General features: G+C 56.1%; 14 protein-coding genes, 2 tRNA genes and 3 rRNA genes. 14 read left to right on the forward strand and 5 right to left on the reverse strand.

Annotation, left to right across the window (positions count from 1 at the left end; translation table 11 throughout):
- The first annotated feature begins 39 nt into the window (after positions 1 to 39).
- A complete protein-coding gene (locus FXO11_RS20610; RefSeq protein WP_148861743.1) occupies positions 40 to 462 on the forward strand; it encodes a type IV pilin protein in 423 nt (140 codons plus the stop codon).
- Between the two features lie 12 nt (positions 463 to 474).
- On the opposite strand, the gene FXO11_RS04345 is transcribed toward FXO11_RS20610, so the two are convergent.
- The 3 genes from FXO11_RS04345 to FXO11_RS04355 form a co-directional block, all read right to left on the reverse strand.
- Positions 475 to 1,038, reverse strand: coding sequence for a GspH/FimT family pseudopilin (locus FXO11_RS04345; RefSeq protein WP_148861744.1), 564 nt, complete (start codon positions 1,036 to 1,038; stop codon positions 475 to 477).
- Between the two features lie 144 nt (positions 1,039 to 1,182).
- On the reverse strand, positions 1,183 to 2,565 hold the full coding sequence (locus FXO11_RS04350; protein WP_148861745.1) for a sigma-54-dependent transcriptional regulator: 1,383 nt from the start codon (positions 2,563 to 2,565) through the stop codon (positions 1,183 to 1,185).
- A gap of 61 nt (positions 2,566 to 2,626) precedes the next feature.
- The gene (locus FXO11_RS04355; RefSeq protein WP_148861746.1) at positions 2,627 to 4,261 is read right to left on the reverse strand and encodes a sensor histidine kinase; all 1,635 of its coding nucleotides are present in this window, start codon (positions 4,259 to 4,261) and stop codon (positions 2,627 to 2,629) included.
- Positions 4,262 to 4,408: 147 nt separating this feature from the next.
- On the opposite strand from FXO11_RS04355, the gene FXO11_RS04360 reads away from it, so the two are divergent.
- A complete protein-coding gene (locus FXO11_RS04360) occupies positions 4,409 to 6,064 on the forward strand; it encodes an NAD+ synthase (protein WP_148861747.1) in 1,656 nt (551 codons plus the stop codon).
- Between the two features lie 124 nt (positions 6,065 to 6,188).
- Here the strand turns inward: FXO11_RS04360 and FXO11_RS04365 are convergent, their stop codons facing one another.
- Positions 6,189 to 7,016, reverse strand: coding sequence for an outer membrane protein assembly factor BamD (locus tag FXO11_RS04365; protein WP_148861749.1), 828 nt, complete (start codon positions 7,014 to 7,016; stop codon positions 6,189 to 6,191).
- Between the two features lie 113 nt (positions 7,017 to 7,129).
- Between FXO11_RS04365 and rluD the strand changes: the two genes are divergently transcribed.
- The 3 genes from rluD (at position 7,130) to clpB (ending at position 11,771) form a co-directional block, all read left to right on the forward strand.
- On the forward strand, positions 7,130 to 8,101 hold the full coding sequence (rluD, locus tag FXO11_RS04370; RefSeq protein WP_148861751.1) for a 23S rRNA pseudouridine(1911/1915/1917) synthase RluD: 972 nt from the start codon (positions 7,130 to 7,132) through the stop codon (positions 8,099 to 8,101).
- Positions 8,098 to 8,937 (forward strand): peptidoglycan editing factor PgeF, encoded by an 840-nt coding sequence (pgeF, locus tag FXO11_RS04375; RefSeq protein WP_148861753.1) that lies wholly within the window; start codon positions 8,098 to 8,100, stop codon positions 8,935 to 8,937. The genes rluD and pgeF overlap by 4 nt, the downstream gene beginning before the upstream one ends.
- A 251-nt stretch (positions 8,938 to 9,188) precedes the next feature.
- Entirely contained in the window at positions 9,189 to 11,771 is a 2,583-nt protein-coding gene (gene clpB / locus FXO11_RS04380; RefSeq protein WP_148861754.1) for an ATP-dependent chaperone ClpB, read from the forward strand.
- 157 nt (positions 11,772 to 11,928) lie between these two features.
- Here clpB and FXO11_RS04385 read toward each other — a convergent pair whose 3' ends face one another.
- Positions 11,929 to 12,435, reverse strand: coding sequence for a DUF4124 domain-containing protein (locus FXO11_RS04385; RefSeq protein ID WP_227546038.1), 507 nt, complete (start codon positions 12,433 to 12,435; stop codon positions 11,929 to 11,931).
- Positions 12,436 to 12,915: 480 nt separating this feature from the next.
- Here FXO11_RS04385 and FXO11_RS04390 point away from each other — a divergent pair, with 480 nt between their 5' ends.
- The 9 genes from FXO11_RS04390 (at position 12,916) to rrf (ending at position 23,078) form a co-directional block, all read left to right on the forward strand.
- A complete protein-coding gene (locus FXO11_RS04390; protein WP_148861756.1) occupies positions 12,916 to 14,634 on the forward strand; it encodes an acetolactate synthase 3 large subunit in 1,719 nt (572 codons plus the stop codon).
- A gap of 5 nt (positions 14,635 to 14,639) precedes the next feature.
- Positions 14,640 to 15,131, forward strand: a complete 492-nt coding sequence (gene ilvN / locus FXO11_RS04395) for an acetolactate synthase small subunit (protein ID WP_148861758.1) — start codon at positions 14,640 to 14,642, stop codon at positions 15,129 to 15,131.
- A 58-nt stretch (positions 15,132 to 15,189) separates the two neighbouring features.
- Positions 15,190 to 16,206, forward strand: a complete 1,017-nt coding sequence (ilvC, locus tag FXO11_RS04400; protein ID WP_148861760.1) for a ketol-acid reductoisomerase — start codon at positions 15,190 to 15,192, stop codon at positions 16,204 to 16,206.
- 141 nt (positions 16,207 to 16,347) lie between these two features.
- Positions 16,348 to 17,187, forward strand: a complete 840-nt coding sequence (gene pssA / locus FXO11_RS04405) for a CDP-diacylglycerol--serine O-phosphatidyltransferase (protein WP_148861761.1) — start codon at positions 16,348 to 16,350, stop codon at positions 17,185 to 17,187.
- Between the two features lie 559 nt (positions 17,188 to 17,746).
- Positions 17,747 to 19,287, forward strand: a 16S ribosomal RNA gene (locus FXO11_RS04410).
- Between the two features lie 87 nt (positions 19,288 to 19,374).
- Positions 19,375 to 19,451: transfer RNA gene (locus FXO11_RS04415), tRNA-Ile, on the forward strand.
- 124 nt (positions 19,452 to 19,575) lie between these two features.
- Positions 19,576 to 19,651 (forward strand) — tRNA-Ala (locus tag FXO11_RS04420).
- 321 nt (positions 19,652 to 19,972) lie between these two features.
- Positions 19,973 to 22,866, forward strand: a 23S ribosomal RNA gene (locus FXO11_RS04425).
- Positions 22,867 to 22,962: 96 nt separating this feature from the next.
- Positions 22,963 to 23,078: ribosomal RNA gene (gene rrf, locus FXO11_RS04430) — 5S ribosomal RNA — on the forward strand.
- The 16S, 23S and 5S rRNA genes sit together here with 2 tRNA genes alongside, the layout of an rRNA operon.
- The last annotated feature ends 237 nt before the right edge of the window (positions 23,079 to 23,315 follow it).

The following is a 23,315-nucleotide window of genomic DNA, read 5'->3' on the forward strand; positions in this document are numbered from 1 at the left end:
ACGGTCAGGATGGGCACACGCTAGAATGGGCAGAAGTAGATGAAACTCGCAAGACGTGATGTGTTTAGGGTGCGGTCAGCCCGGAATCGGGGCTTTACCCTGATCGAGTTGATGATTGTGGTCGCTATATTGGGAATCATTGCAGCAGTGGCGATTCCCAGTTACTCCCAGTATGTCAGGGATGCCCGTGCCACGGACGCCCAAGGCGCACTAATGGCGCTGGCCAGCAGACTTGAAAGGTTCCACACACAGAACTCGACGTATACTGGCGCCGCCCTGGGCGCGGGCGGGATTTTCCCGAGTGAGGCACCGCTCGACGGCACAGCGAAGTACTACGACCTTGTCATCGTGGCGGCGAGTACCAGCGCCAACAGTTACAGGATCGAAGCGCGTCCCAAAAATGGCCAGGGCGGCAACACATTTGCGCTGTTATCCACTGGGCAACGAATTGGCTGGGATTGAACGGCCGCCTGCTTAACTGCAACTGATAGGGTTGCCGTCGCTGCCTTCTACAATATCGTCGCCATCCCTGTCTTGAGCGGTCATAACCCGGCCGCCTCGATTAATTCTCAGTTGAATGGCATGACGCGGGTTATTATCTCTCGGGCACCAGCGAATATTGCCAATGGCAGAGCTAGCCATGCCATTGGGTATGAAGCCAAAATAAGGGCGGCTGGACGACTGGACCAGTAAAGTGCCGCGTTTCGGCGGTGCCAGGAGCCTCACTACCGTTTCTTCGGGTGAGCGCGAACGTGAGCGATCCGGATCGAGAAAGATTGTGACAGGGAGGCTCCAGTCATCTACGCACTCCTGATCATCATCAAGCGGACACACAGTTACTGTGCTGCGGGCGTTAATGGCCGTTGTTCGCGCAAGATTGAATGCGGAGATCAGTCCACCTGTTACGGTAGAGCGCTCGCTCCGCTCAACTAGAAAGCTCCAGGCCGGCATAGCCAGCATCGACGCAATAGCAACCAGTGACAGCACGGTGAGCAGTTCGATCAACGTAAATGCACGTTGGTTGACGTATCTGGACATCCTTGTACCTTATCGTCTTGAGTTTGATTATTGGTTTTTTTGAGGTCTCCCTATCCTTGGGAGCCTTAAATTTCGTGCCTAATGCTACCAAAATCTGTTTCGTCGGCGCGCGGGAGTATGGCCAGCATTTATGTGAGCCTTGACTCACTCCATCCCCAACTTCTTCAACTTATACCGCAAAGCCCGAAAACTAATCCCCAACTTCTTCGCCGCCGCCGTTTTATTCCACCGGGTCGCTTCCAGCGCTTTCTCAATCGCTTTTCTCTCAATGGATTCCAGATAATTCTCCAGGTCCAGCTCGCCGTCCTCCGGCAAATCAAGCGGTGCGGCAGTCGGCGGAGTTGCGTCTGAAGGGGTCCCGGAGCCAATGGCAATCGGCGCGCTGCCTAGATGCAGATCGGCAACGTCGATTTGGTCCAGATCGCACAGCGTAAACGCGCGTTCAAGGATATTTTCCAGTTCACGCACGTTGCCGGGGAAGGTGTGGTCTTTGAGTTTTTCCAGCGCCGCAGGTGTTAATTGCGCCGGCTCGCATTCATAGTCCCGGGCCAGTCGATCAAGGATGTGTCGGGACAGCAATTGGATGTCGTCAGGACGATCCCTGAGCGGGGGTACTTTCAACTCGATGACGTTAATGCGGTAGAAGAGATCCTGGCGGAAGCTGCCGTCCTGCACGAGCGACGGAAGATCCCGGTGCGTGGCGCTCAGGATGCGGATATCCACCGGTTCCTCTTTGGACTCGCCTACCGGACGCACCGCTTTCTCCTGAATGGCCCGCAACAGCTTGACCTGCATGTTTAGCGGCAGGTCAGCCACCTCGTCGAGAAAGAGCGTGCCACCGTCAGCAGAGCGGAAGAGGCCCGCTTTGTTATCGACAGCGCCGGTAAAGCTACCTTTCTTGTGACCGAAGAATTCACTCTCCATCAGTTCGGAAGGGATGGCGCCGCAATTCACGGCAACAAAAGGGCCGCCTCTGCGGGGGCCTTGGAGGTGGATCATGCGGGCGACGAGTTCCTTCCCGCTGCCGGACTCGCCGCTGATGAATACAGGCGCCTGGCTGCGCGCCAGTTTGCGGGTCTGATTACGTAGGCGTCGTACGCCTTCGGACTGGCCCAGCAGGAGACCTGGATCGTCGGCGTGGCTTTCTTCGATGTCGGGCTCGGAAAGCTTGAGGGCGCTTTGCACCAGTTCGCGCAGCCGCGGCAGTTCCACCGGTTTGGATACAAAGTCGAAGGCACCGGCTTTTAGCGCCTCGATAGCGGTATCCATGTTGCCATAGGCAGTAATCACAGCTACGGGCGTTTGCGGGCAGACTTTCTGAATCCAGTGTACAAGTTCGATACCGTTGCCGTCCGGTAGGTTCATGTCCGTCAGGCAGAGCTGGGGCGGGCTGGCTTCCAGTCGCTGCTTTGCGCTGGTGATATCGGCGGCGGTCTCCACATCAATGCCCATTCGCGACAGCGTGATGTCCAGTAGTTCACGGATATCGGGTTCGTCGTCGATGATCAGCGCCGTCGGTGTCGTCATGTTTTATCCCTGTTTACTTCACAGAAAAATTTTTAACGGGGTATTCGTTTTGGTATGTGCTTCAAATAAGGCGTTTATGGTGAGCGAAAGTGATCCTGAAGCAGCAGCCTGGTTCGCCGTTATCCAGCACCGAAAGATGGGCCTGGTTGGCTTCGCAAAGCTCCCTGGCCAGGTAGAGCCCGAGGCCGGTGCCACTCTGATCGGTGGTGTAGAACGGCTCGAAAATATGTTCACGCTGCTCGCCGCTGATGCCCGGGCCCTGATCCTGAATGTCTATATAACTGCGCTCGCTATCGATGGTGACGCCTACGGAGATCGCCAATGTCGGCCGACCGATTTGGGCCTCGCTATAGCGTAAGCCGTTGTCGCAGAGGTTCACCATCACCTGGGACATCTGGCTTTTGTCGAAGCGTGCTGGAGGCGCGTTTTTCGGCAAGTCCAGTCGGATTTCGGAGTGTCGGCCCTGGTTGCCGGTGCTTTGGCGATAATCGTCAACGAATTCCTGCAGCCACGTCCCGATGTCTACGATCTCCAGGTCGGCCTGACGTCGCCGGGACAAATCCAACACATTCTCAATGATACCGTTCACGCGCCGGGAGTGTCGCTGGATGATGTCGACCATCTTGCGATCTCCGGCATCGCCATTGGGGGATTCGTCGAGCAACTGGGCGGCATGGCTGATAGCACCCAGGGGGTTGCGGATTTCGTGGGCGATTCCGGCGGTCAGCCGGCCCAGGGACGCCAGCTTCATTTGCTGGGCCTGAAGTGTCACCTTACTCATATCTTCGACAAAGATGAGGATCTGATCGCCGCGCTCCTGGTGGAGGCGGGTGAAGTTCGCCTGCAGCATGGGGGCCACGGGCGTCGCCTGAAAGGGCTCGGTGCGGGTGCCGGGGTGGCGGAGCCATTGTTCCAGTCGCTGTCTTAGCGGCGCGGGCAGCTCGCCCATTTCGCTCTGCATGCTGCGTTCGCCGAATAGCAATTCGTGAGCCGCGGCATTGGCCAGTCGCACCAGGCCGAAACGGTCGGTGACCACAATGCCGGTGCGCATGCGCTGAATGATCTGCTGGTTGATTTGTTCCAGCTCGACCAGACTGCGTGCGCGGGAGCTTGCCAGTTCCTCGCTGCGGAGCATGCGGCGCGTGATGCTCTGCAACAGGAAGGCTGCGGCAAAGTAGAGGATGCCCAGTGAGCCCGCTCTAACTATTTCATCGGCGCTGGCGGCCAGTGTAGCAACGGACCATGTTGCGACCCCGAGTGAGCCGATGGCCGCAAGTGCAGCATAGAATAGCCCGACCCGGCTTGGCGTCAGTATGTTGCCTGCCGCCACGGTCACGATAATCAAGTTGGCCAGGCCACCGGTCATGCCTACGCTAAGTAACAACAGACTGTGTAATGCGACCACATCGATCAGGATCGACAAGGTAATGTGGCGTTGGTGCGGACGGATACCGGCGAACATCAGTAAACCGGTAAAGACATTGACTCCGAGATAGCACAGAACGCAGATCTCGTAGAAATCCGGCAGGCGGTACTTGGTATCCAGCGTGGCCGGCTCCACGAACAGGAGTGCCGCCAGTATCAAGCTGATAACCAGACGATAGTAATTGTAAATGCGGAATAGACGCGGACGCTGGCTGACCTGGAACGGCAGGTGATCGGATTGTGGCTGGGTGGCGCTACTGTCTGGAGTCATGGCTCGCCAATCGTGAGGATCGTTTTGTTGGCAGCGTCGTGTTCTCTCGATAAAGGAATGCCACCAAAATGCTTGTGCCCTGTCGAAGCAGGGGAAGATTGGTAGGTATAATAGCGGTTTAACCCCCTTTATGGACAGGAGATAGGCATGAATCCCGGCCAAACTGAAACGGCACCCGGCCAGCGTCTGAAGGTCACCATGGCCCAGGTGGATTTTCTGGTTGGCGACATACCGGGCAATGCCGAACGCATTCTGGCGGCGGCAGAAAAATCGGCCAGAGAACAGCAGGCTGATATTGTGGTTTTCCCGGAACTTTGTTTAACGGGTTATCCGCCGGAAGATCTTCTGCTACGGCCGAGTCTCGATGGCCGTGTTCAGGAAGCGCTGGATAGGCTGGCCGGCGCACATCTGTCCGCCGCTATCGTGATTGGGGCGCCTATTCGCCAGGACCGCCTTCTCTATAACGCGGCGGTCCTGATCGACCAGGGAGAGGTTCGCGCGACTTACCTTAAACAGGAGTTGCCCAATTACCAGGTGTTTGACGAGAAACGCTACTTCGGCACGGGAACCGAACCCTGTGTTGTGTCGGTGAAAGGCGTGCCAGTGGGCTTGACGGTTTGCGAAGATATTTGGGTCGACGGTCCCATCGAACAGTCTGCCGCGGCCGGCGCGAAGTTGGTGCTCAATATTAACGCCTCGCCCTACGATATGGGCAAGCAGGCCCGGCGCAAGGCGCTTCTCGAGCGGCGGGCGCAGGAGAACAACGTCAGTATCGTCTACGTGAACCTGATTGGCGGCCAGGATGAGCTGGTGTTCGATGGCGGATCTCTGGTTGTAGACCAGTCAGGTGAGCTGGCCGTTGAAGTGCCTCAGTTTGCCGAGGGATTGTTCCCGGTGGAGTTCATCTTCGATCATCACTGCCAGCCACTCGCTCAGCCTCCGATAGAAGAGCCGTCACTTGAGCAGAATATCTATAACGCGCTGGTGATTGGCGTGCGCGATTATGTGAACAAGAACGGGTTTCGTACGACCGTACTGGGCCTTTCAGGCGGGATCGACTCCGCTGTAACCCTGGCCGTGGCGGCTGATGCGCTGGGCGCCGACCGGGTGCGAGCGGTCATGATGCCGTTCCGCTACACCTCGGGAATGAGTCTCGAAGATGCGGAATTCGAAGCGAAAGCCTTGGGTGTTCAGTACGACGTCTTTTCCATCGAGCCCATGTACGATGTGTTCATGGCGACATTGGAGAAGCCGTTCGAGGGCACCCAGCCGGATACGACTGAGGAGAATCTTCAGGCCCGGTTGCGTGGTGTGTTGCTGATGTCTCTTTCCAACAAGTTCCGGTCGTTGGTGTTGACTACCGGCAACAAGAGCGAGATGGCGGTGGGCTATTCTACGCTTTACGGCGACATGGCGGGTGGCTTCGACGTGCTCAAGGATATACCCAAGACCATGGTGTATCGGCTGGCCAAGTATCGCAATTCGATATCGCCGGTCATCCCGGAGCGGGTCATTACCCGTCCGCCCTCCGCGGAGTTGGCGCCAGACCAAAAAGACGAAGACAGTCTGCCGGGGTACGACGTGCTGGATGAGATACTCCATCGGTATATCGAGCGAGATTCCAGTGCCGAGGCCATCATCGCGGAAGGTTTCGAACGTGCCGATGTCGAGCGTGTCGTGCGCTTGGTGGATGTGAACGAATACAAGCGCCGTCAGGCTCCCATCGGCGTCCGGGTCTCAGAGCGGGGATTCGGTAAAGATCGGCGTTATCCGATTACCAATGGCTGGAAGCCGGGGAAGTAGGTGAGCGCTTTTTTTGGCCGAGCAGCCCTCGATTGTCGGAAGGCCATCTTTGCCTGATGCTAACCGATACAATACCCCTTAGCTGCAAAGCAGCTTAGGGGGTACTGATCGAGAGGGCGATTTATTATTCGTCGCCCATTAGGCCGAAGGTGATCACGCTCTCCAGCGAACGGTTTTCGCGTTTGATCGAGCGAGACTGATATTTCATGTTTTCGTCGAACGCATCGCTGTTGGGATAGTTGATCGCCAGCAGGGCGATGGCATCGTCCGCGGCCTTTTGCAGATCCATGAAGCGGTAGGTGTCGATCAGCAGTCTCAGCGCATCCTCGACGGCCGGCGTGCTGGGGAAGTTTTCTACGACGTAGCGTGCCCGGTTGTTGGCGGCAATGTAAGCTTCGCGTTTGATGTAGTAGCGCGCGGCATGAAGCTCCAGTTTGGCCAAACGATTGCGGATCGCGATCATCCGCTGGCGGGCATCCGGCGCATACTCGCTTTCCGGGTATCGGGCTAGCAGATCGGAGAAATCGCGGAAGGCCTGGCGCTGCTCGCCGGGATCACGCTCCGATGTATCGATAGGGAAGAACTTGCCGGCCAGGCTGACATCCAGGTTGTAGGAGGCGAGACCGCGCATGTACAGCGCATAATCGGCGTGTTCGCTTTGTGGGTTCAGGCGCAGAAAACGGTCGGCGGCGGCCCGCGCGCCCTCAAGGTCCAGATTTTGGTAGCGCGAGTAGATCAAGTCCAACTGTGCCTGCTCGGCGTATCGGCCGAAAGGATAGTAGGTTTCCAGGAACTCCAAGTTACGCTCAGCCTCGTTGAAGTTACCGGATTGCATAGCAGAACGGGCCTGCTCATAGTAGGTTTCTTCCGGCAAAACCTCTTCCGGTTTGGAGGCACATCCGGCGATGACGATGATGGCCGACAGCAGTAGCAAGCGAAAACCTGATCTCATGCTTGATTCCCGTATAATGAATAAGCGAGCGACATTGTAACGACCCTGTCTTCCCTTGTGCAGGGTTCGTTCACGTATTACCGACTATTTTTACTGAAAAGCCAGAGGATTGAATGACCGACGACGACCGGATCAACGGTGAATTTGAAGTGCCCCCCGAGCTGAGCGATCGGCGTCTGGATCAGGCTGTCGCTGAGTTGATGCCCGAGCATTCACGCTCGCGTATCCAGGGCTGGATCAAAGACGGCGACCTGACGGTCAACGGTCAGGTCAAGAAGCCCCGAGACAAAGTCATGTTGGGGGATCGCATCCTTGTCAGTGCAGAACCGGAAGTGCAGGTGACCTGGGAAGCAGAGTCCATCGACCTGAACATCGTTTACGAAGACGAACACCTACTGGTCATCGACAAGCCTGCCGGGCTTGTTGTCCATCCGGCCGCTGGCCATGCGGCTGGCACACTGGTCAATGCGATACTGCATTATGCCCCGGAAGTGGACAAGCTGCCCCGGGCCGGCATCGTTCACCGGTTGGACAAGGATACCTCCGGACTGATGGTCGTTGCTCGTAGCTTGATCGCCCATACGTCGCTGGTGAACCAGCTCCAGACTCGCACCATGGGTCGTGAGTACGATGCCGTGATCATCGGCACCGTTACGGGCGGCGGGATTGTCGACGAACCTATCGGGCGGCATCCCAACCAGCGCAAGAAAATGGCGGTGGTCGGCGATGGCAAACCCGCCGTGACGCATTATCGGCTGGCCGAGCGGTTCCCCGCCCATACTTATGTTCGTTGCAAGCTGGAAAGCGGACGCACCCATCAGATTCGCGTTCACATGAGTCATATTCGTCATTCACTGGTCGGCGATCCCGTATACGGTGGCCGCATGCGTTTGCCTCCAGGCTGCACACCTGAGCTGAAAGAAGAACTGCGCAAGTTCCATCGCCAAGCGCTGCACGCGCGACGCCTGACCCTCGTGCATCCGCAAACGGATGAAGAGATGACCTGGGAAGCGCCATTGCCTCAGGATATGCAGGATTTGCTCGCCGCTTTGCGGGCTCATGCAAAAGAGCTGGCGTCACAGTGAGTTTGCCGCTGCTCACGCCAGATTGGCCTGCGCCCGCCGGCGTCTATGCCGCGGTTACCACGCGCGTTGGCGGAAGCAGCGTGGTGCCTTACGATTCGCTCAATATGGGCGGTCATGTTAACGACGATCCGGACGCTGTGCGGGTTAACCGGCAGCGACTGGCAGAAAAGGCCGGCTTGCCTGGCGAAGCCTTCGGGTGGATTCAGCAGGTTCACGGTGCGCGCGTGGTGGCGCTGCCAGACGGTGCCGGCCAGGAAGCTGATGCAGCATACACAACGTCGCGGCGCCAGGCTTGTGCCATCCTGACCGCCGACTGTCTCCCGGTCCTGTTCTGTTCCACCGACGAGTTGCGAGTCGCTGCCGCCCATGCCGGTTGGCGCGGGCTGGCGGCGGGCGTGCTGGAAAACACCGTGGCGCAATTTTCCAGTCCTAAGGCTATGCTGGCCTGGTTGGGGCCGGCCATCGGGCCGCGGGCGTTTGAGGTTGGCCCCGAAGTGCGCGAAGCGTTCATGAGCGTTGATACCCAGGCCGCCACTGCTTTTATGCCCGTTGATCAGAAGGGGCCCATTGCCCAGAGCGATGCCTCTATCCGTAACCCGTCCTCTACCCATGATGAGCCCCCCGCCCATAACCATAATGAGTTCGGCGCCCATAAAAAGGCGTATTACTTCGCCGATATCTATCTGCTGGCCCGCCAGCGCCTGATTGCGGCAGGGATGAAGCCGGATCGCATTTATGGGGGTGGTTTCTGTACGTTATCCGACGCGGCGCGCTTTTATTCCTACCGACGTGATGGCGAAACGGGCCGGATGGCTAGCTTGATTTGGATGGAGTGACATTTAATGCCTAGAAATTCGGTCTAAATCAATGCCGAGTGCGTTCATTCAGACTTTAGGCCAGACGTATTCCAGACTTGCTCAAAGGCGCCCTGAAATCTAAACCTGCGCAAAGGAGCTACGCATTTCCCTCAATGCCGCTTGAAGTCCTACCCGGCGCCCCTACATTTATTGCAAGCACGTGCGCCAGGGCCGAACGTTGATTGCGGCCCTCCGTCACCGGCGCTCTATCAGTTAAAGAGGGAAACTCCATGCGAATCGACAAATTGACCAGTCGCTTACAGACCGCGTTGGCAGATGCGCAGTCCATTGCGGTGGGCAAGGACAACAACTTCATCGAACCGGTACACCTGATGCAAGCGTTGCTGGATCAGGACGGCAGTTCGATCAAACCTCTTCTGAAGCAGGTTGGCGCTGATCCGTCACGCCTGCGCCAGGCCGTGGGTCGGGAAATCGACAACTTGCCGGAGGTACGGGGTTCCGCCGGAGACGTTGCCATGTCCAATGACCTCGGGCGGCTTTTCAATATTGCGGACAAGTTGGCTCAGCAGCGCAAGGACCAGTTTATTTCCAGCGAACTTGTCCTGCTGGCGGCGCTGGAGGACCGCGGCACGCTGGGTCGTGTGCTGCGCGAGCACAATGTCGACCGCAAGGCTTTGGAGACCGCGGTCGACGATGTGCGTGGCGGGGAATCCGTCAGTGATGCATCCGCTGAGGAGAACCGGCAGGCGTTGTCCAAGTACACGATCGACCTGACCGAGCGCGCGATCAAAGGCAAGCTGGATCCGGTCATCGGCCGGGATGACGAAATTCGCCGGACCATTCAGGTTCTCCAGCGCCGGCGCAAGAACAATCCGGTCCTCATTGGTGAGCCGGGCGTCGGCAAGACTGCAATCGTCGAGGGCTTGGCCCAGCGCATCGTCAACGGCGAGGTGCCTGAGGGCCTCAAGGACAAGAAGGTGCTGTCCCTGGACATGGGCGCGCTGATTGCCGGGGCCAAATTCCGGGGTGAATTCGAGGAACGACTCAAGGCCGTGCTCAACGAACTCTCCAAGCAGGAAGGCCAGATCATCCTATTTATAGACGAAGTCCATACGATGGTGGGTGCCGGCAAGGCTGAAGGGTCCATGGATGCGGGCAATATGCTCAAGCCAGCCTTAGCCCGGGGCGAACTACACTGCGTAGGGGCGACCACGCTGGACGAGTACCGCGAGCACATCGAAAAGGATGCAGCGCTGGAGCGGCGTTTCCAAAAAGTGCTGGTTTCTGAGCCTAACGAGGAAGACACCGTCGCTATTCTCCGTGGCCTGAAGGAGCGTTATGAGGTGCACCACGGTGTCGAAGTGACTGATGGCGCCATCATCGCTGCGGCGAAGCTGTCCCACCGCTATATTGCCGACCGCCAGTTGCCGGATAAGGCCATCGATCTGATTGATGAAGCCGCCAGTCAGATTCGAATGGAGATGGATTCCAAGCCCGAGGCTCTTGATCGGCTAGAGCGTCGCCTGATCCAGCTTAAGATCGAGCGCGAAGCCCTTAAGAAGGAAACCGATGCGGCCTCCAAGAAACGTCTGGACGAGCTGAAGGATGTGATCGGCAACATCGAACGGGAATACGCCGATCTGGAGGAGATCTGGAATACCGAAAAGGCAGCTCTCCATGGTTCACAGAAGATCAAAAGCCAGTTGGAGCAGGCCCGGATCGACCTGGAGAACGCACGCCGTTCTGGCGATTTGGGCAAGATGTCCGAGCTGCAGTACGGACGGATTCCAGAGCTTGAGCGTCAGCTCGACATGGCCAGCCAGGCCGAGATGATGGAGATGAAACTCCTGCGCAACCGGGTGACCGACGAGGAAATCGCAGAAGTCGTTTCCAAGTGGACGGGCATTCCGGTGTCGAAGATGCTCGAAGGCGAGCGTGACAAACTCATGCGTATGGAGGACGCTCTGCACGAGCGCGTTATCGGTCAGGACGAGGCAGTGGAAGCGGTCGCCAATGCCGTCCGACGTTCGAGAGCCGGTTTGGCCGACCCGCATCGACCCAATGGATCGTTTTTGTTCCTGGGGCCAACCGGTGTGGGCAAGACCGAGTTGTGTAAATCGCTGGCCACCTTCCTGTTCGACACCGAAGAGGCCATGGTGCGTATCGATATGTCCGAGTTCATGGAGAAACACTCTGTCGCTCGGCTGATCGGCGCGCCTCCGGGCTATGTGGGTTACGAAGAGGGCGGCTATCTGACGGAAGCGGTTCGTCGTCGGCCATACTCGGTGTTGCTGCTGGATGAGGTGGAGAAGGCTCATCCGGATGTCTTCAATATCCTGTTACAGGTGCTGGAAGATGGCCGGCTAACCGATGGTCAGGGTCGCACGGTAGATTTCCGCAATACGGTCATTGTCATGACGTCCAACCTGGGCTCGGATCTCATCCAAACTATGGCGGGCAAGGATGAGTACGAGGCTATGAAAGAAGCGGTCATGGATGTGGTGGGTACTCACTTTCGTCCGGAGTTCATTAATCGTGTGGATGAGGTTGTGGTATTCCATCCGCTGGCTCGAGATCAGATTCAGGGTATCGCACGCATCCAGGTCGAATCCCTGAACAAGCGTCTGCGGGACCAGGAGATGACGCTGGAGTTGTCGGAGGCCGCGATGGCTCGCCTGAGTGAAGTTGGCTACGATCCGGTGTACGGTGCGCGGCCACTTAAGCGTGCGATTCAGCGTCTGATCGAAAATCCTCTGGCTCAGCGGCTGCTGAAAGGTGATTTCTCGGTAGGCGATACGATTGTGGCCGATGTGCAGGGTGAGGGGTTGGCCTTTAGCCGGAAGGCGGCTTAACTCGGCACGCTGTAAACCCAGGCGTGTAATCACCAAGGGGCCGGAAACGGCCCCTTGGTTTATCGTCCGGTGTTGACGCCAGAGGGCCTTTACCTCCAACCAAAGGGCCTTTACCTCTAACAACCAGAGGGCCTTTACCTCTAAAGGGAGGGGAGGCTTAGACGTTACAGTCGCGCTGGACGATTTTCCGGAATTCTTCTTTCTTGTTCTCGATTTCTTCAGGTGTCAGATAGCGCTGCTTGCCCTCTTCAGTCACCTTGATGCGAGCATGCGTGTTGATTGTCTTCAGGTTATCCTGAGCTACTTCGCAGTTCTTCTGTCGCTGCTTGACCAGGGCTTCTTCTTGCCGGGTCATCTCCTTTTTCTCGGTTTGCTCGGCTGCCGCCTTGTCCAGAGCGTCGACTCGTTCTTGAGGCGTGGAGCGATCGGCAGCACCGGGGCTTTCGATAGTGCCTGAGCGGACATCAACCGTTTCGCTTTTTTTGCCAGCCGGTTGCCGGTCGCCAAAATGGGTAACCCCGTTCTCATCCGTCCATTTATAGACTGAGCTCGCGTGGGCTGTAAATGCAGTGAGCGAGAGCAGGATACTCAGCATAATTCCAACTTTTTTCATGCGGATACAACCTGTTTTCCATCTGCGTTTGGCAATCTCTTTCCGCGCCAAATTGTTTATCTATTTCCAGGCTTATTTTGCCATGGCTGAAAGCGGTGTGCTTAAGATGAGTCAAAAACTGTGCGTTGGCTAGCCTTTAGCTGTCGGTTTTATGTAACCGGGTTTCGCTTGGAAGGCCGCAATGGCGGGCCTCGGCGAGCGGTTGGTATTGACAGGACATTTCCCGCTGTCACAATTGGCGATCGCCTGAAAACAGGGGTAAATACGGCAGGCAATCCCGAGCAAGTATCCCCGTTGATTACCACACTGAACGTCTCGCGCCTACAGCGCGACTAGGGTTGCGCGCCAAGTCTGCAGCCCGTTGATTGGCCGTCCTCCGCCACCCTCAGGAGGCTCGGTTGGCCAAGAGACAACCTCTGCGTCCATGGTGTGGCGGAACGTCCGGTCCGGCTTTCACAAGAAGCTTTGCACCGGAACCCCAGGCAACCGGCTCATGCCGGCACATTCACTCTATTAAAGAGGGTAGAGAAAGTGGAGTTATTGTCTGGCGCAGACATGCTGATTCGTTCCCTGCAAGATGAAGGGATCGAGTACATATACGGTTATCCGGGTGGTGCGGCGCTGCATATCTACGACGCGCTGTTTAGGCAGGACAAGGTCAAGCACATCCTGGTTCGCCACGAACAGGCGGCGGTGCATATGGCCGATGGCTATGCGCGGGCTTCCGGCAAACCGGGGACCGTGCTGGTAACGTCCGGTCCCGGTGCAACCAATACCATTACAGGGATTGCCACGGCGTTCATGGATTCAGTTCCCATGGTGATCTTGTGTGGCCAGGTGGCCTCGACGCTGATCGGTGAGGATGCCTTTCAGGAAACCGACATGATCGGGGTTTCCCGACCCGTCGTGAAGCACAACATGTCGGTCCGTCATCCGTCCGAAATCCCCGAGATTGTTCGCAAGGCCTATTTCATTGCGGCCACCGGCCGTCCTGGCCCGGTCGTTGTGGATATTCCCAAGGACATGACCACGCCTAACGAGCGTTACGAATACAGTTACCCCAAGAAGGTCAAACTGCGTTCGTACAACCCGGCGATGCGGGGTCACGCAGGGCAGATCCGGAAAGCATCGGAAATGCTTTTGGCGGCCAAGCGGCCGATCATCTATGCCGGTGGTGGGGTGGTCCTGGGCAAGGCCTCTGAGCAGCTAACCGAACTGGCTCACCTGTTGGGTTTCCCGGTAACCAATACGCTGATGGGCATTGGCGGCTTCCCTGCCGGTGACAAGCAGTCGTTGGGCTGGCTGGGCATGCACGGGACCTACGAGTCCAATATGGCCATGCATCATTCCGACCTGATTCTCGCCGTTGGGGCCCGTTTCGATGACCGGGTGACCAATGCGACCGAGAAGTTCTGTCCCGGTGCGCGAATTGTCCATATCGATATCGACCCGGCTTCTATTTCCAAGACCATCGAAGCGGACGTGCCGATCGTTGGGCCCGTCGATGCCGTGCTCAAGGAAATGATCGCTTTGGTGAAGGAAAGTAAAGACAAGCCCGATGCCGAAGCGCTCAAGTCCTGGTGGAAGCAGATCGAAGAATGGCGTGCATTCCATGGCATGCGTTACGAGAAAAGCGACAAGTACATTAAGCCGCAGGAAGTCATCGAAGCGTTACATCGCCTCACCAACGGCGAGGCCTATGTCACCACGGATGTGGGTCAGCACCAGATGTTTGCGGCCCAATATTACAAGTTCAACAAACCCAATCGCTGGATTAACTCCGGCGGCCTGGGAACGATGGGCTTTGGTTTGCCGGCGGCCATGGGTGTGAAGCTGAGTTTTCCGGACGATGATGTTATCTGCGTCACGGGTGAGGGCAGTATCCAGATGAACATCCAGGAACTGAGCACCTGTAAGCAATATAACCTGCCGGTCAAGGTCGTGAACCTCAACAACCAAGCGCTGGGTATGGTGAAGCAATGGCAGGATATGAACTACGAGTCCCGCCACTCTCAGTCCTATATGGAATCGTTGCCGGACTTCATCAAGCTGGCCGAGGCCTACGGTCACGTGGGCATCCGGATCGACCGTAAGGAAGATCTTGAGGCCAAGCTTGAAGAAGCCTTTGCGATGAAGGACAAGCTGGTGTTTCTGGACATCTACGTTGATCCACACGAACACGTCTACCCGATGCAGGTGGCTCGTGGTTCGATGAAGGATATGTGGCTCAGTAAAACGGAGAGGGTCTGATCACCATGCGTCGCATCATTTCTGTATTGCTTGAGAACGAGCCTGGCGCGCTGTCTCGCGTGGTTGGTCTATTTTCGCAGCGCAACTACAACATCGAGACTCTGACGGTCGCACCTACCGAAGACGAGACGCTTTCCCGTTTGACGGTAACCACAACCGGTTCCGATCGCGTGATTGAGCAGATCACCAAACAACTCAACAAGCTGATTGAGGTGGTCAAGCTGGTGGACCTGACCGAAGGGGCGCATATCGAGCGTGAGCTGATGCTGATCAAGCTCAAGGCGAGTGGCTCGCAGCGGGCGGAAATCAAGCGCACTGTCGATATCTTTCGGGGTCAGATCGTCGACGTAACGAGCACGGTTTATACCGTCCAGCTCGCCGGCGACAGTGACAAGCTCGATGCCTTTATTCAGTCGATCGGCACGACGGGCGTGCTCGAGGTTGTTCGTTCCGGCGTGTCCGGCATTGCTCGTGGCGAAAAAGTTCTCAGTATTTGATAGAAACCATTTATTGAATAGCGGCCCTGAAGGGCCGGATAGATAACAGGGGAAAGTTATGCAGGTTTATTACGATAAAGATTGCGATCTCTCAATCGTTCAGGGCAAGAGGGTCGCTATCGTTGGTTATGGTTCTCAGGGCCATGCCCATGCCAATAACCTGAAGGAATCTGGCGTCGAGGTTGTTGTCGCACTGCGTGAAGGTTCTTCTTCTGCCACCAAGGCCGAAGCGGCAGGTCTGATCGTCAAGAGCGTTGCCGAAGCCTCAAAGGAAGCGGATATCGTCATGATGCTGGCGCCGGATGAGAACCAGAAGGCGATCTACGAAAGCGAAATCGAACCGAACCTGAAGAAGGGCGGTGTACTGGCTTTCGCCCACGGCTTTAACGTTCATTACAACCAGATCGTAGCTCGCAAGGATCTGGATGTGATCATGGTTGCGCCGAAGGCTCCGGGTCACACTGTTCGCACCGAGTTCACCCGTGGCGGCGGTATCCCTGATCTGATCGCCATCCACCAGGATGCCTCCGGTAACGCCAAAAATATTGCCTTGTCTTATGCCAGCGCTATCGGCGGCGGCCGCACGGGTATTATCGAGACCTCTTTCAAAGATGAGACCGAAACCGACCTGTTCGGTGAGCAGGCTGTTCTGTGTGGCGGCGCTGTCGAGCTGGTCAAGGCTGGGTTTGAGACGCTGACTGATGCGGGTTACGCGCCGGAAATGGCGTATTTCGAGTGTCTGCACGAGCTTAAGTTGATCGTTGACCTGATGTACGAGGGCGGCATCGCCAACATGAACTACTCCATCTCCAATAACGCGGAGTATGGCGAGTATGTAACCGGTCCGGAAGTGATCAACGAACAGTCTCGGGAAGCCATGCGCAACGCACTGAAGCGCGTCCAGAGTGGTGAGTACGCCAAGATGTTCATTCAGGAAGGTAGCACTAACTATCCCTCAATGACTGCCCGTCGCCGGCTGAATGCCGAGCATCCCATCGAAACAGTGGGCGAGAAGTTGCGCTCCATGATGCCTTGGATTTCCGCGAACAAGATCGTGGACAAGGAAAAGAACTAAGCCTGCGGGCCTGGTTGTTAAGACGCGGCTTTCGGGCCGCGTTTTTCGTTTCAGGGTGACTGTTCCGTAATGGCTTGGCTTGACGGGGGTGCCCTATTCGTCGTCTATAATGCTGGAACATGTTTTCGGGAATCGAGCTTAATGAGCAAGAATAACGAAGCTGACAACAATTCGGTATCCACGGAAGAGGCGCTTCGCGAAGGTGAAGTTGTTGAAGAGGAGGTTGTCGAGGGCGCGCGCGTCCGTAGAAAGGGGATCTATCTCCTGCCGAACCTGCTTACCACGGCCTCTTTGTTTTCAGGTTTCTTTGCGATGGTCTCTGCGGCCAACGGGATGTTCGAAAATGCGGCCATCGCCATTTTCGTATCCATGGTCCTCGACGGGCTCGATGGCCGTGTCGCCCGAATGACCAATACCCAAAGTAAATTCGGTGAGGAATACGATAGTCTCGCCGACATGGTGGCTTTCGGTGTGGCGCCCGGACTCGTTGCGTTTTTCTGGTCGTTGAACAGTTTCGGCCAGTTTGGCTGGGCCATAACCTTCATCTACGTAGCGGGTGCCGCTCTAAGGCTTGCGCGGTTCAATACGCAGATTGGATCGGTCGACAAGAAGTATTTCGTCGGTCTTCCCAGTCCTTCGGCGGCAGCTGTCGTCGCCGGCCTGGTCTGGTGTTTCCAGGGCGTTGAGCCCGAACTCTGGTTGAAGTTAATGACCGTACTGGTCGTCGGGGGTGCAGGGGTGCTGATGGTCAGCAACATCCTTTATCGCAGCTTTAAGGATCTCGATCTTAAAGGGCGTGTACCCTTTGCGGCCATTTTGGTGGTGGTCCTGGTCTTCGTTGTGGTGACGTTAGATCCGGGCACGGTGCTTTTTGTTGGTTTTCTGGTTTATGGGCTTTCCGGCCCATTTCGTGCCTTGTTCCGCAAGGTTCGTCGTCCGCGGGCACAGCCTTCTGAAGCTGCTGGCGTCAACAAAGACTAGTGTGAAGGTTTAGGCGTCGCTCTCCTATAGGGTCGCTCTCCTATAGGTGGGGCGGCGCCAAGCGCCGATGTTTTTCCTCTTTTAACCATTTCTATAGTGCCGCTTGCTTCGCTAAGACGTGCGGGGTTGAACCCGCATCTAAAGCGCATTCGATGTTGAGGATGCGTTTTCAGGCTGATTTTTGAGCAAGTTGATGGTCGTTTGATCGGTGTATCTCGGATAACCGAAACTTCTCAAAAAAAGGCTTTACAGGTTCGCTGGGCCCTGTAGAATGCGCACCACTTCTGAGGGACACAGCGGAGACGCGAAGTTCCGGGAAGCGCGCAACCACGGTGTTTAGAGCCGATAAAAAGTTCTAAAATAGTGGTTGACAGGTTGGGTGATCGCTGTAAAATACGCGGCCTCAACAGGGCGAAAGGCCCAGCTCTTTAAAAAGTTGACCAAGTAATTCGTGTGGGCGCTGGCTGAGGTATTTCGGTACGAAATATCGAGACAGTGACTCGTCGAAATTGAGTTTTGTCTTGAGCAAGATTAGAGATCTTCGGATCTTGTATGATTTAAACTGAAGAGTTTGATCATGGCTCAGATTGAACGCTGGCGGCAGGCTTAACACATGCAAGTCGAGCGGTAACAGGGGGTGCTTGCACCCCGCTGACGAGCGGCGGACGGGTGAGTAATGCATAGGAAACTGCCCAGTAGTGGGGGATAGCCCGGGGAAACCCGGATTAATACCGCATACGTCCTTCGGGAGAAAGCAGGGGCTCTTCGGACCTTGCGCTATTGGATGTGCCTATGTCGGATTAGCTAGTTGGTGGGGTAAAGGCCTACCAAGGCGACGATCCGTAGCTGGTCTGAGAGGATGATCAGCCACATCGGGACTGAGACACGGCCCGAACTCCTACGGGAGGCAGCAGTGGGGAATATTGGACAATGGGGGCAACCCTGATCCAGCCATGCCGCGTGTGTGAAGAAGGCTTTCGGGTTGTAAAGCACTTTCAGTGGGGAGGAAGGCCTTAAGGTTAATACCCTTAAGGATTGACGTCACCCACAGAAGAAGCACCGGCTAACTCCGTGCCAGCAGCCGCGGTAATACGGAGGGTGCAAGCGTTAATCGGAATTACTGGGCGTAAAGCGCGCGTAGGTGGTTCGATAAGCGAGATGTGAAAGCCCCGGGCTCAACCTGGGAACGGCATTTCGAACTGTCGGGCTAGAGTGTGGTAGAGGGTAGTGGAATTTCCTGTGTAGCGGTGAAATGCGTAGATATAGGAAGGAACACCAGTGGCGAAGGCGGCTACCTGGACCAACACTGACACTGAGGTGCGAAAGCGTGGGGAGCAAACAGGATTAGATACCCTGGTAGTCCACGCCGTAAACGATGTCAACTAGCCGTTGGGGATCTTGAATCCTTAGTGGCGCAGCTAACGCACTAAGTTGACCGCCTGGGGAGTACGGCCGCAAGGTTAAAACTCAAATGAATTGACGGGGGCCCGCACAAGCGGTGGAGCATGTGGTTTAATTCGACGCAACGCGAAGAACCTTACCTGGCCTTGACATCCTGCGAACGCTCTAGAGATAGAGCGGTGCCTTCGGGAGCGCAGTGACAGGTGCTGCATGGCCGTCGTCAGCTCGTGTCGTGAGATGTTGGGTTAAGTCCCGTAACGAGCGCAACCCCTATCCCTAGTTGCCAGCACATTATGGTGGGAACTCTAGGGAGACTGCCGGTGACAAACCGGAGGAAGGTGGGGATGACGTCAGGTCATCATGGCCCTTACGGCCAGGGCTACACACGTGCTACAATGGCGCGTACAGAGGGCTGCAACCCCGCGAGGGTGAGCTAATCTCATAAAACGCGTCGTAGTCCGGATCGCAGTCTGCAACTCGACTGCGTGAAGTCGGAATCGCTAGTAATCGCGAATCAGAATGTCGCGGTGAATACGTTCCCGGGCCTTGTACACACCGCCCGTCACACCATGGGAGTGGATTGCACCAGAAGTGGTTAGTCTAACCGTAAGGAGGACGATCACCACGGTGTGGTTCATGACTGGGGTGAAGTCGTAACAAGGTAGCCGTAGGGGAACCTGCGGCTGGATCACCTCCTTAAACGAAACCGAACACTTCGGTCAGAGCCCACACGAATTACTTGGTCAGCCTAAAGAGAGCATCGGGTCTAAGCGGGCCCATACCATTGGGTCTGTAGCTCAGGTGGTTAGAGCGCACCCCTGATAAGGGTGAGGTCGGTGGTTCAAGTCCACCCAGACCCACCAAAATTGCGTAGCTCAGCGTTGTTTCCGGACTGGCATAGCAGGCTATGCGGCGCCCGAAAACGCCTTGATCTACACAATTTGGGTATCCAGAGTAAAACGCCTTTGGATTCTGGGTAGCTTTACTGGGGCCATAGCTCAGCTGGGAGAGCGCCTGCCTTGCACGCAGGAGGTCGGCAGTTCGATCCTGCCTGGCTCCACCAATAACCTGAGAATGAAACGGCTGAACAGCTTAGTCGGTAGTGTGCAGAAACAAGCGTTTCAGATTGATGACAATCCGAAGCCCTTCTTTCTGATCACTGGGTCAGAATGCTCTTTAACAATGCGGACAAGATTGCAAGCCGGATGGCTTTATCTCTTTATCTCCGAGATGAACCATCCATGATAGCGATTTCAAGCGTTATCCGGTGTTAAATCGTTGGATTGCTTAATCTTGGATCAACCGTTGGCAGGACAAAAGGCTGTCGACAGGTTTAATCAAGCGTGAAGTTTACGCCGATTAAACAGTTGGTTTGGGGTTATATAGTCAAGCAATTAAGCGCATACGGTGGATGCCTTGGCAGTCAGAGGCGATGAAAGACGTGGAAGCCTGCGATAAGGCTCGGGGAGCTGGCAAACAAGCTGTGATCCGGGCATTTCTGAATGGGGAAACCCACCTGGTTTCGGCCAGGTACTGTGCACTGAATCCATAGGTGTACAGGGCGAACCGGGGGAACTGAAACATCTAAGTACCCCGAGGAAAAGAAATCAACCGAGATTCCCTCAGTAGCGGCGAGCGAACGGGGACTAGCCCTTAAGCTGGGTGACGGGTAGACGAAGGTTCTGGAAAGGACCGCCATAGTGGGTGATAGCCCCGTAGTCGAAACCCCATCCTAGTGAAATCGAGTAGGTCGGCGCACGTGAAACGTTGACTGAACATGGGGGGACCATCCTCCAAGGCTAAATACTCCTGACTGACCGATAGTGAACCAGTACCGTGAGGGAAAGGCGAAAAGAACCCCTGTGAGGGGAGTGAAATAGATCCTGAAACCGTATGCGTACAAGCAGTCGGAGCCGACTTGTTCGGTGACGGCGTACCTTTTGTATAATGGGTCAGCGACTTATGTTCAGTGGCGAGGTTAACCATCTAGGGGAGCCGTAGGGAAACCGAGTCTGAATAGGGCGACTTAGTCGCTGGACATAGACCCGAAACCGGGCGATCTATCCATGAGCAGGTTGAAGGTGCGGTAACACGCACTGGAGGACCGAACCCACTGTCGTTGAAAAGCCAGGGGATGACTTGTGGATCGGAGTGAAAGGCTAATCAAGCCCGGAGATAGCTGGTTCTCCCCGAAAGCTATTTAGGTAGCGCCTCGGACGAATACCACTGGGGGTAGAGCACTGTTTCGGCTAGGGGGTCATCCCGACTTACCAAACCGATGCAAACTCCGAATACCAGTGAGTACTATCCGGGAGACACACGGCGGGTGCTAACGTCCGTCGTGAAAAGGGAAACAACCCAGACCGCCAGCTAAGGTCCCCAAATACCAGTTAAGTGGGAAACGATGTGGGAAGGCGAAGACAGCTAGGAGGTTGGCTTAGAAGCAGCCACCCTTTAATGAAAGCGTAATAGCTCACTAGTCGAGTCGGCCTGCGCGGAAGATGTAACGGGGCTCAAACTGGTTACCGAAGCTGCGGCTGCATACATTGTATGCGGGGTAGGGGAGCGTTCTGTAAGCCTGTGAAGGTGGGTCGAGAGGCCTGCTGGAGGTATCAGAAGTGCGAATGCTGACATGAGTAACGATAATGCGGGTGAAAAACCCGCACGCCGGAAGACCAAGGGTTCCTGCGCAACGCTAATCGGCGCAGGGTGAGTCGGCCCCTAAGGCGAGACCGAAAGGTGTAGTCGATGGGAAACGGGTTAATATTCCCGTACCTCGCGTGACTGCGATGGAGAGACGGAGAAGGCTAGGTGAGCCGGGCGACGGTTGTCCCGGTTTAAATGTGTAGGCAGAGGACTTAGGCAAATCCGGGTCCTTAATGCTGAGACATGACGACGACTGCCCATTGGGCGGGAAGTCACTGATGCCCAGCTTCCAGGAAAATCTTCTAAGCTTCAGGTCACGAGAGCCCGTACCCCAAACCGACACAGGTGGTCAGGTAGAGAATACCAAGGCGCTTGAGAGAACTCGGGTAAAGGAACTAGGCAAAATGGTGCCGTAACTTCGGGAGAAGGCACGCCGGTGTGTAGGTGAAGCCCCTTGCGGGTGAAGCTGAAGCCGGTCGAAGATACCAGGCCCCTGCGACTGTTTATTAAAAACACAGCACTGTGCAAACACGAAAGTGGACGTATACGGTGTGACGCCTGCCCGGTGCCGGAAGGTTAATTGATGGGGTTAGTCTTCGGACGAAGCTCTTGATCGAAGCCCCGGTAAACGGCGGCCGTAACTATAACGGTCCTAAGGTAGCGAAATTCCTTGTCGGGTAAGTTCCGACCTGCACGAATGGCGTAACGATGGGGGCGCTGTCTCTACCCGAGACTCAGTGAAATTGAAATCGCCGTGAAGATGCGGTGTATCCGCGGCTAGACGGAAAGACCCCGTGAACCTTTACTATAGCTTCACAGTGAACTTTGAGCATGCTTGTGTAGGATAGCTGGGAGGCTTTGAAGCGGTGACGCCAGTCATCGTGGAGCCAACCTTGAAATACCAGCCTGGCCTGTTTGAGGTTCTAACTTGGTCCCCTGATCGGGGATGAGGACACTGTGTGGTGGGTAGTTTGACTGGGGCGGTCTCCTCCCAAAGTGTAACGGAGGAGCACAAAGGTGGGCTAAGTACGGTCGGACATCGTACGGTTAGTGTAATGGCACAAGCCCGCTTAACTGCGAGACGGACAGGTCGAGCAGGTGCGAAAGCAGGTCATAGTGATCCGGTGGTTCTGTATGGAAGGGCCATCGCTCAACGGATAAAAGGTACTCCGGGGATAACAGGCTGATACCGCCCAAGAGTTCACATCGACGGCGGTGTTTGGCACCTCGATGTCGGCTCATCACATCCTGGGGCTGAAGCCGGTCCCAAGGGTATGGCTGTTCGCCATTTAAAGTGGTACGCGAGCTGGGTTTAGAACGTCGTGAGACAGTTCGGTCCCTATCTGCCGTGGACGTTGGAGATTTGAGGAAAGCTGCTCCTAGTACGAGAGGACCGGAGTGGACGAACCTCTGGTGTTCGGGTTGTCACGCCAGTGGCATTGCCCGGTAGCTATGTTCGGACAGGATAACCGCTGAAGGCATCTAAGCGGGAAGCCCCTTCCAAGATGAGATCTCCCTGGCCCCTCGAGGGCCCTGAAGAGCCGTTCAAGACCAGGACGTTGATAGGTCGGGTGTGTAAGCGCTGCGAGGCGTTGAGCTAACCGATACTAATTGCTCGTGCGGCTTGACTATATAACACCCAAGCCAACTGCGGATAACGCAGGAAATCGCTTCAGCTTTGAGCTTCGGCTCACGCAATCTTGTCCCGCCCAGTGGTCAACCTGTTTGCCTGACGACTATAGCGGTCCGGAACCACCTGATCCCATCCCGAACTCAGCCGTGAAACGGACCAGCGCCGATGGTAGTGTGGCATCTGCCCATGCGAGAGTAGGTCATCGTCAGGCTCCTAAACCAAAACCCCAGCACGGTCACGTGTTGGGGTTTTTTTATTGGCCGCAAGAAAGAAATGACCTGCGGCGTGCGCACAGCGGTGCCGCCAGGCCGGCTGGGCAGCGCTCGACCAGCGAAGTGTAGGATCGGCCCTCCGCTATACCCTCAACAACCCCCGGTTCAATGAAGTATACTCGTTCCTGTAGAACTCAATACTCAAGGCAGTAAAGTCACAGGCCTCTGCTCGCCTA

Source organism: Marinobacter fonticola, assembly GCF_008122265.1.
GTDB classification, from domain to species: Bacteria; Pseudomonadota; Gammaproteobacteria; order Pseudomonadales; family Oleiphilaceae; genus Marinobacter_A; species Marinobacter_A fonticola.

Excerpts from the sequence above, each read along its gene's own strand:
- FXO11_RS04350 (WP_148861745.1), bottom strand. The coding sequence starts at position 2,565 with ATGACGACACCGACGGCGCTGATCATCGACGACGAACCCGATATCCGT.
- FXO11_RS04345 (WP_148861744.1), bottom strand. The coding sequence starts at position 1,038 with ATGTCCAGATACGTCAACCAACGTGCATTTACGTTGATCGAACTGCTC.
- FXO11_RS20610 (WP_148861743.1), top strand. The coding sequence starts at position 40 with ATGAAACTCGCAAGACGTGATGTGTTTAGGGTGCGGTCAGCCCGGAAT.
- FXO11_RS04355 (WP_148861746.1), bottom strand. The coding sequence starts at position 4,261 with ATGACTCCAGACAGTAGCGCCACCCAGCCACAATCCGATCACCTGCCG.
- FXO11_RS04365 (WP_148861749.1), bottom strand. The coding sequence starts at position 7,016 with ATGAGATCAGGTTTTCGCTTGCTACTGCTGTCGGCCATCATCGTCATC.
- clpB (WP_148861754.1), top strand. The coding sequence starts at position 9,189 with ATGCGAATCGACAAATTGACCAGTCGCTTACAGACCGCGTTGGCAGAT.
- rluD (WP_148861751.1), top strand. The coding sequence starts at position 7,130 with ATGACCGACGACGACCGGATCAACGGTGAATTTGAAGTGCCCCCCGAG.
- FXO11_RS04360 (WP_148861747.1), top strand. The coding sequence starts at position 4,409 with ATGAATCCCGGCCAAACTGAAACGGCACCCGGCCAGCGTCTGAAGGTC.
- ilvN (WP_148861758.1), top strand. The coding sequence starts at position 14,640 with ATGCGTCGCATCATTTCTGTATTGCTTGAGAACGAGCCTGGCGCGCTG.
- pssA (WP_148861761.1), top strand. The coding sequence starts at position 16,348 with ATGAGCAAGAATAACGAAGCTGACAACAATTCGGTATCCACGGAAGAG.
- ilvC (WP_148861760.1), top strand. The coding sequence starts at position 15,190 with ATGCAGGTTTATTACGATAAAGATTGCGATCTCTCAATCGTTCAGGGC.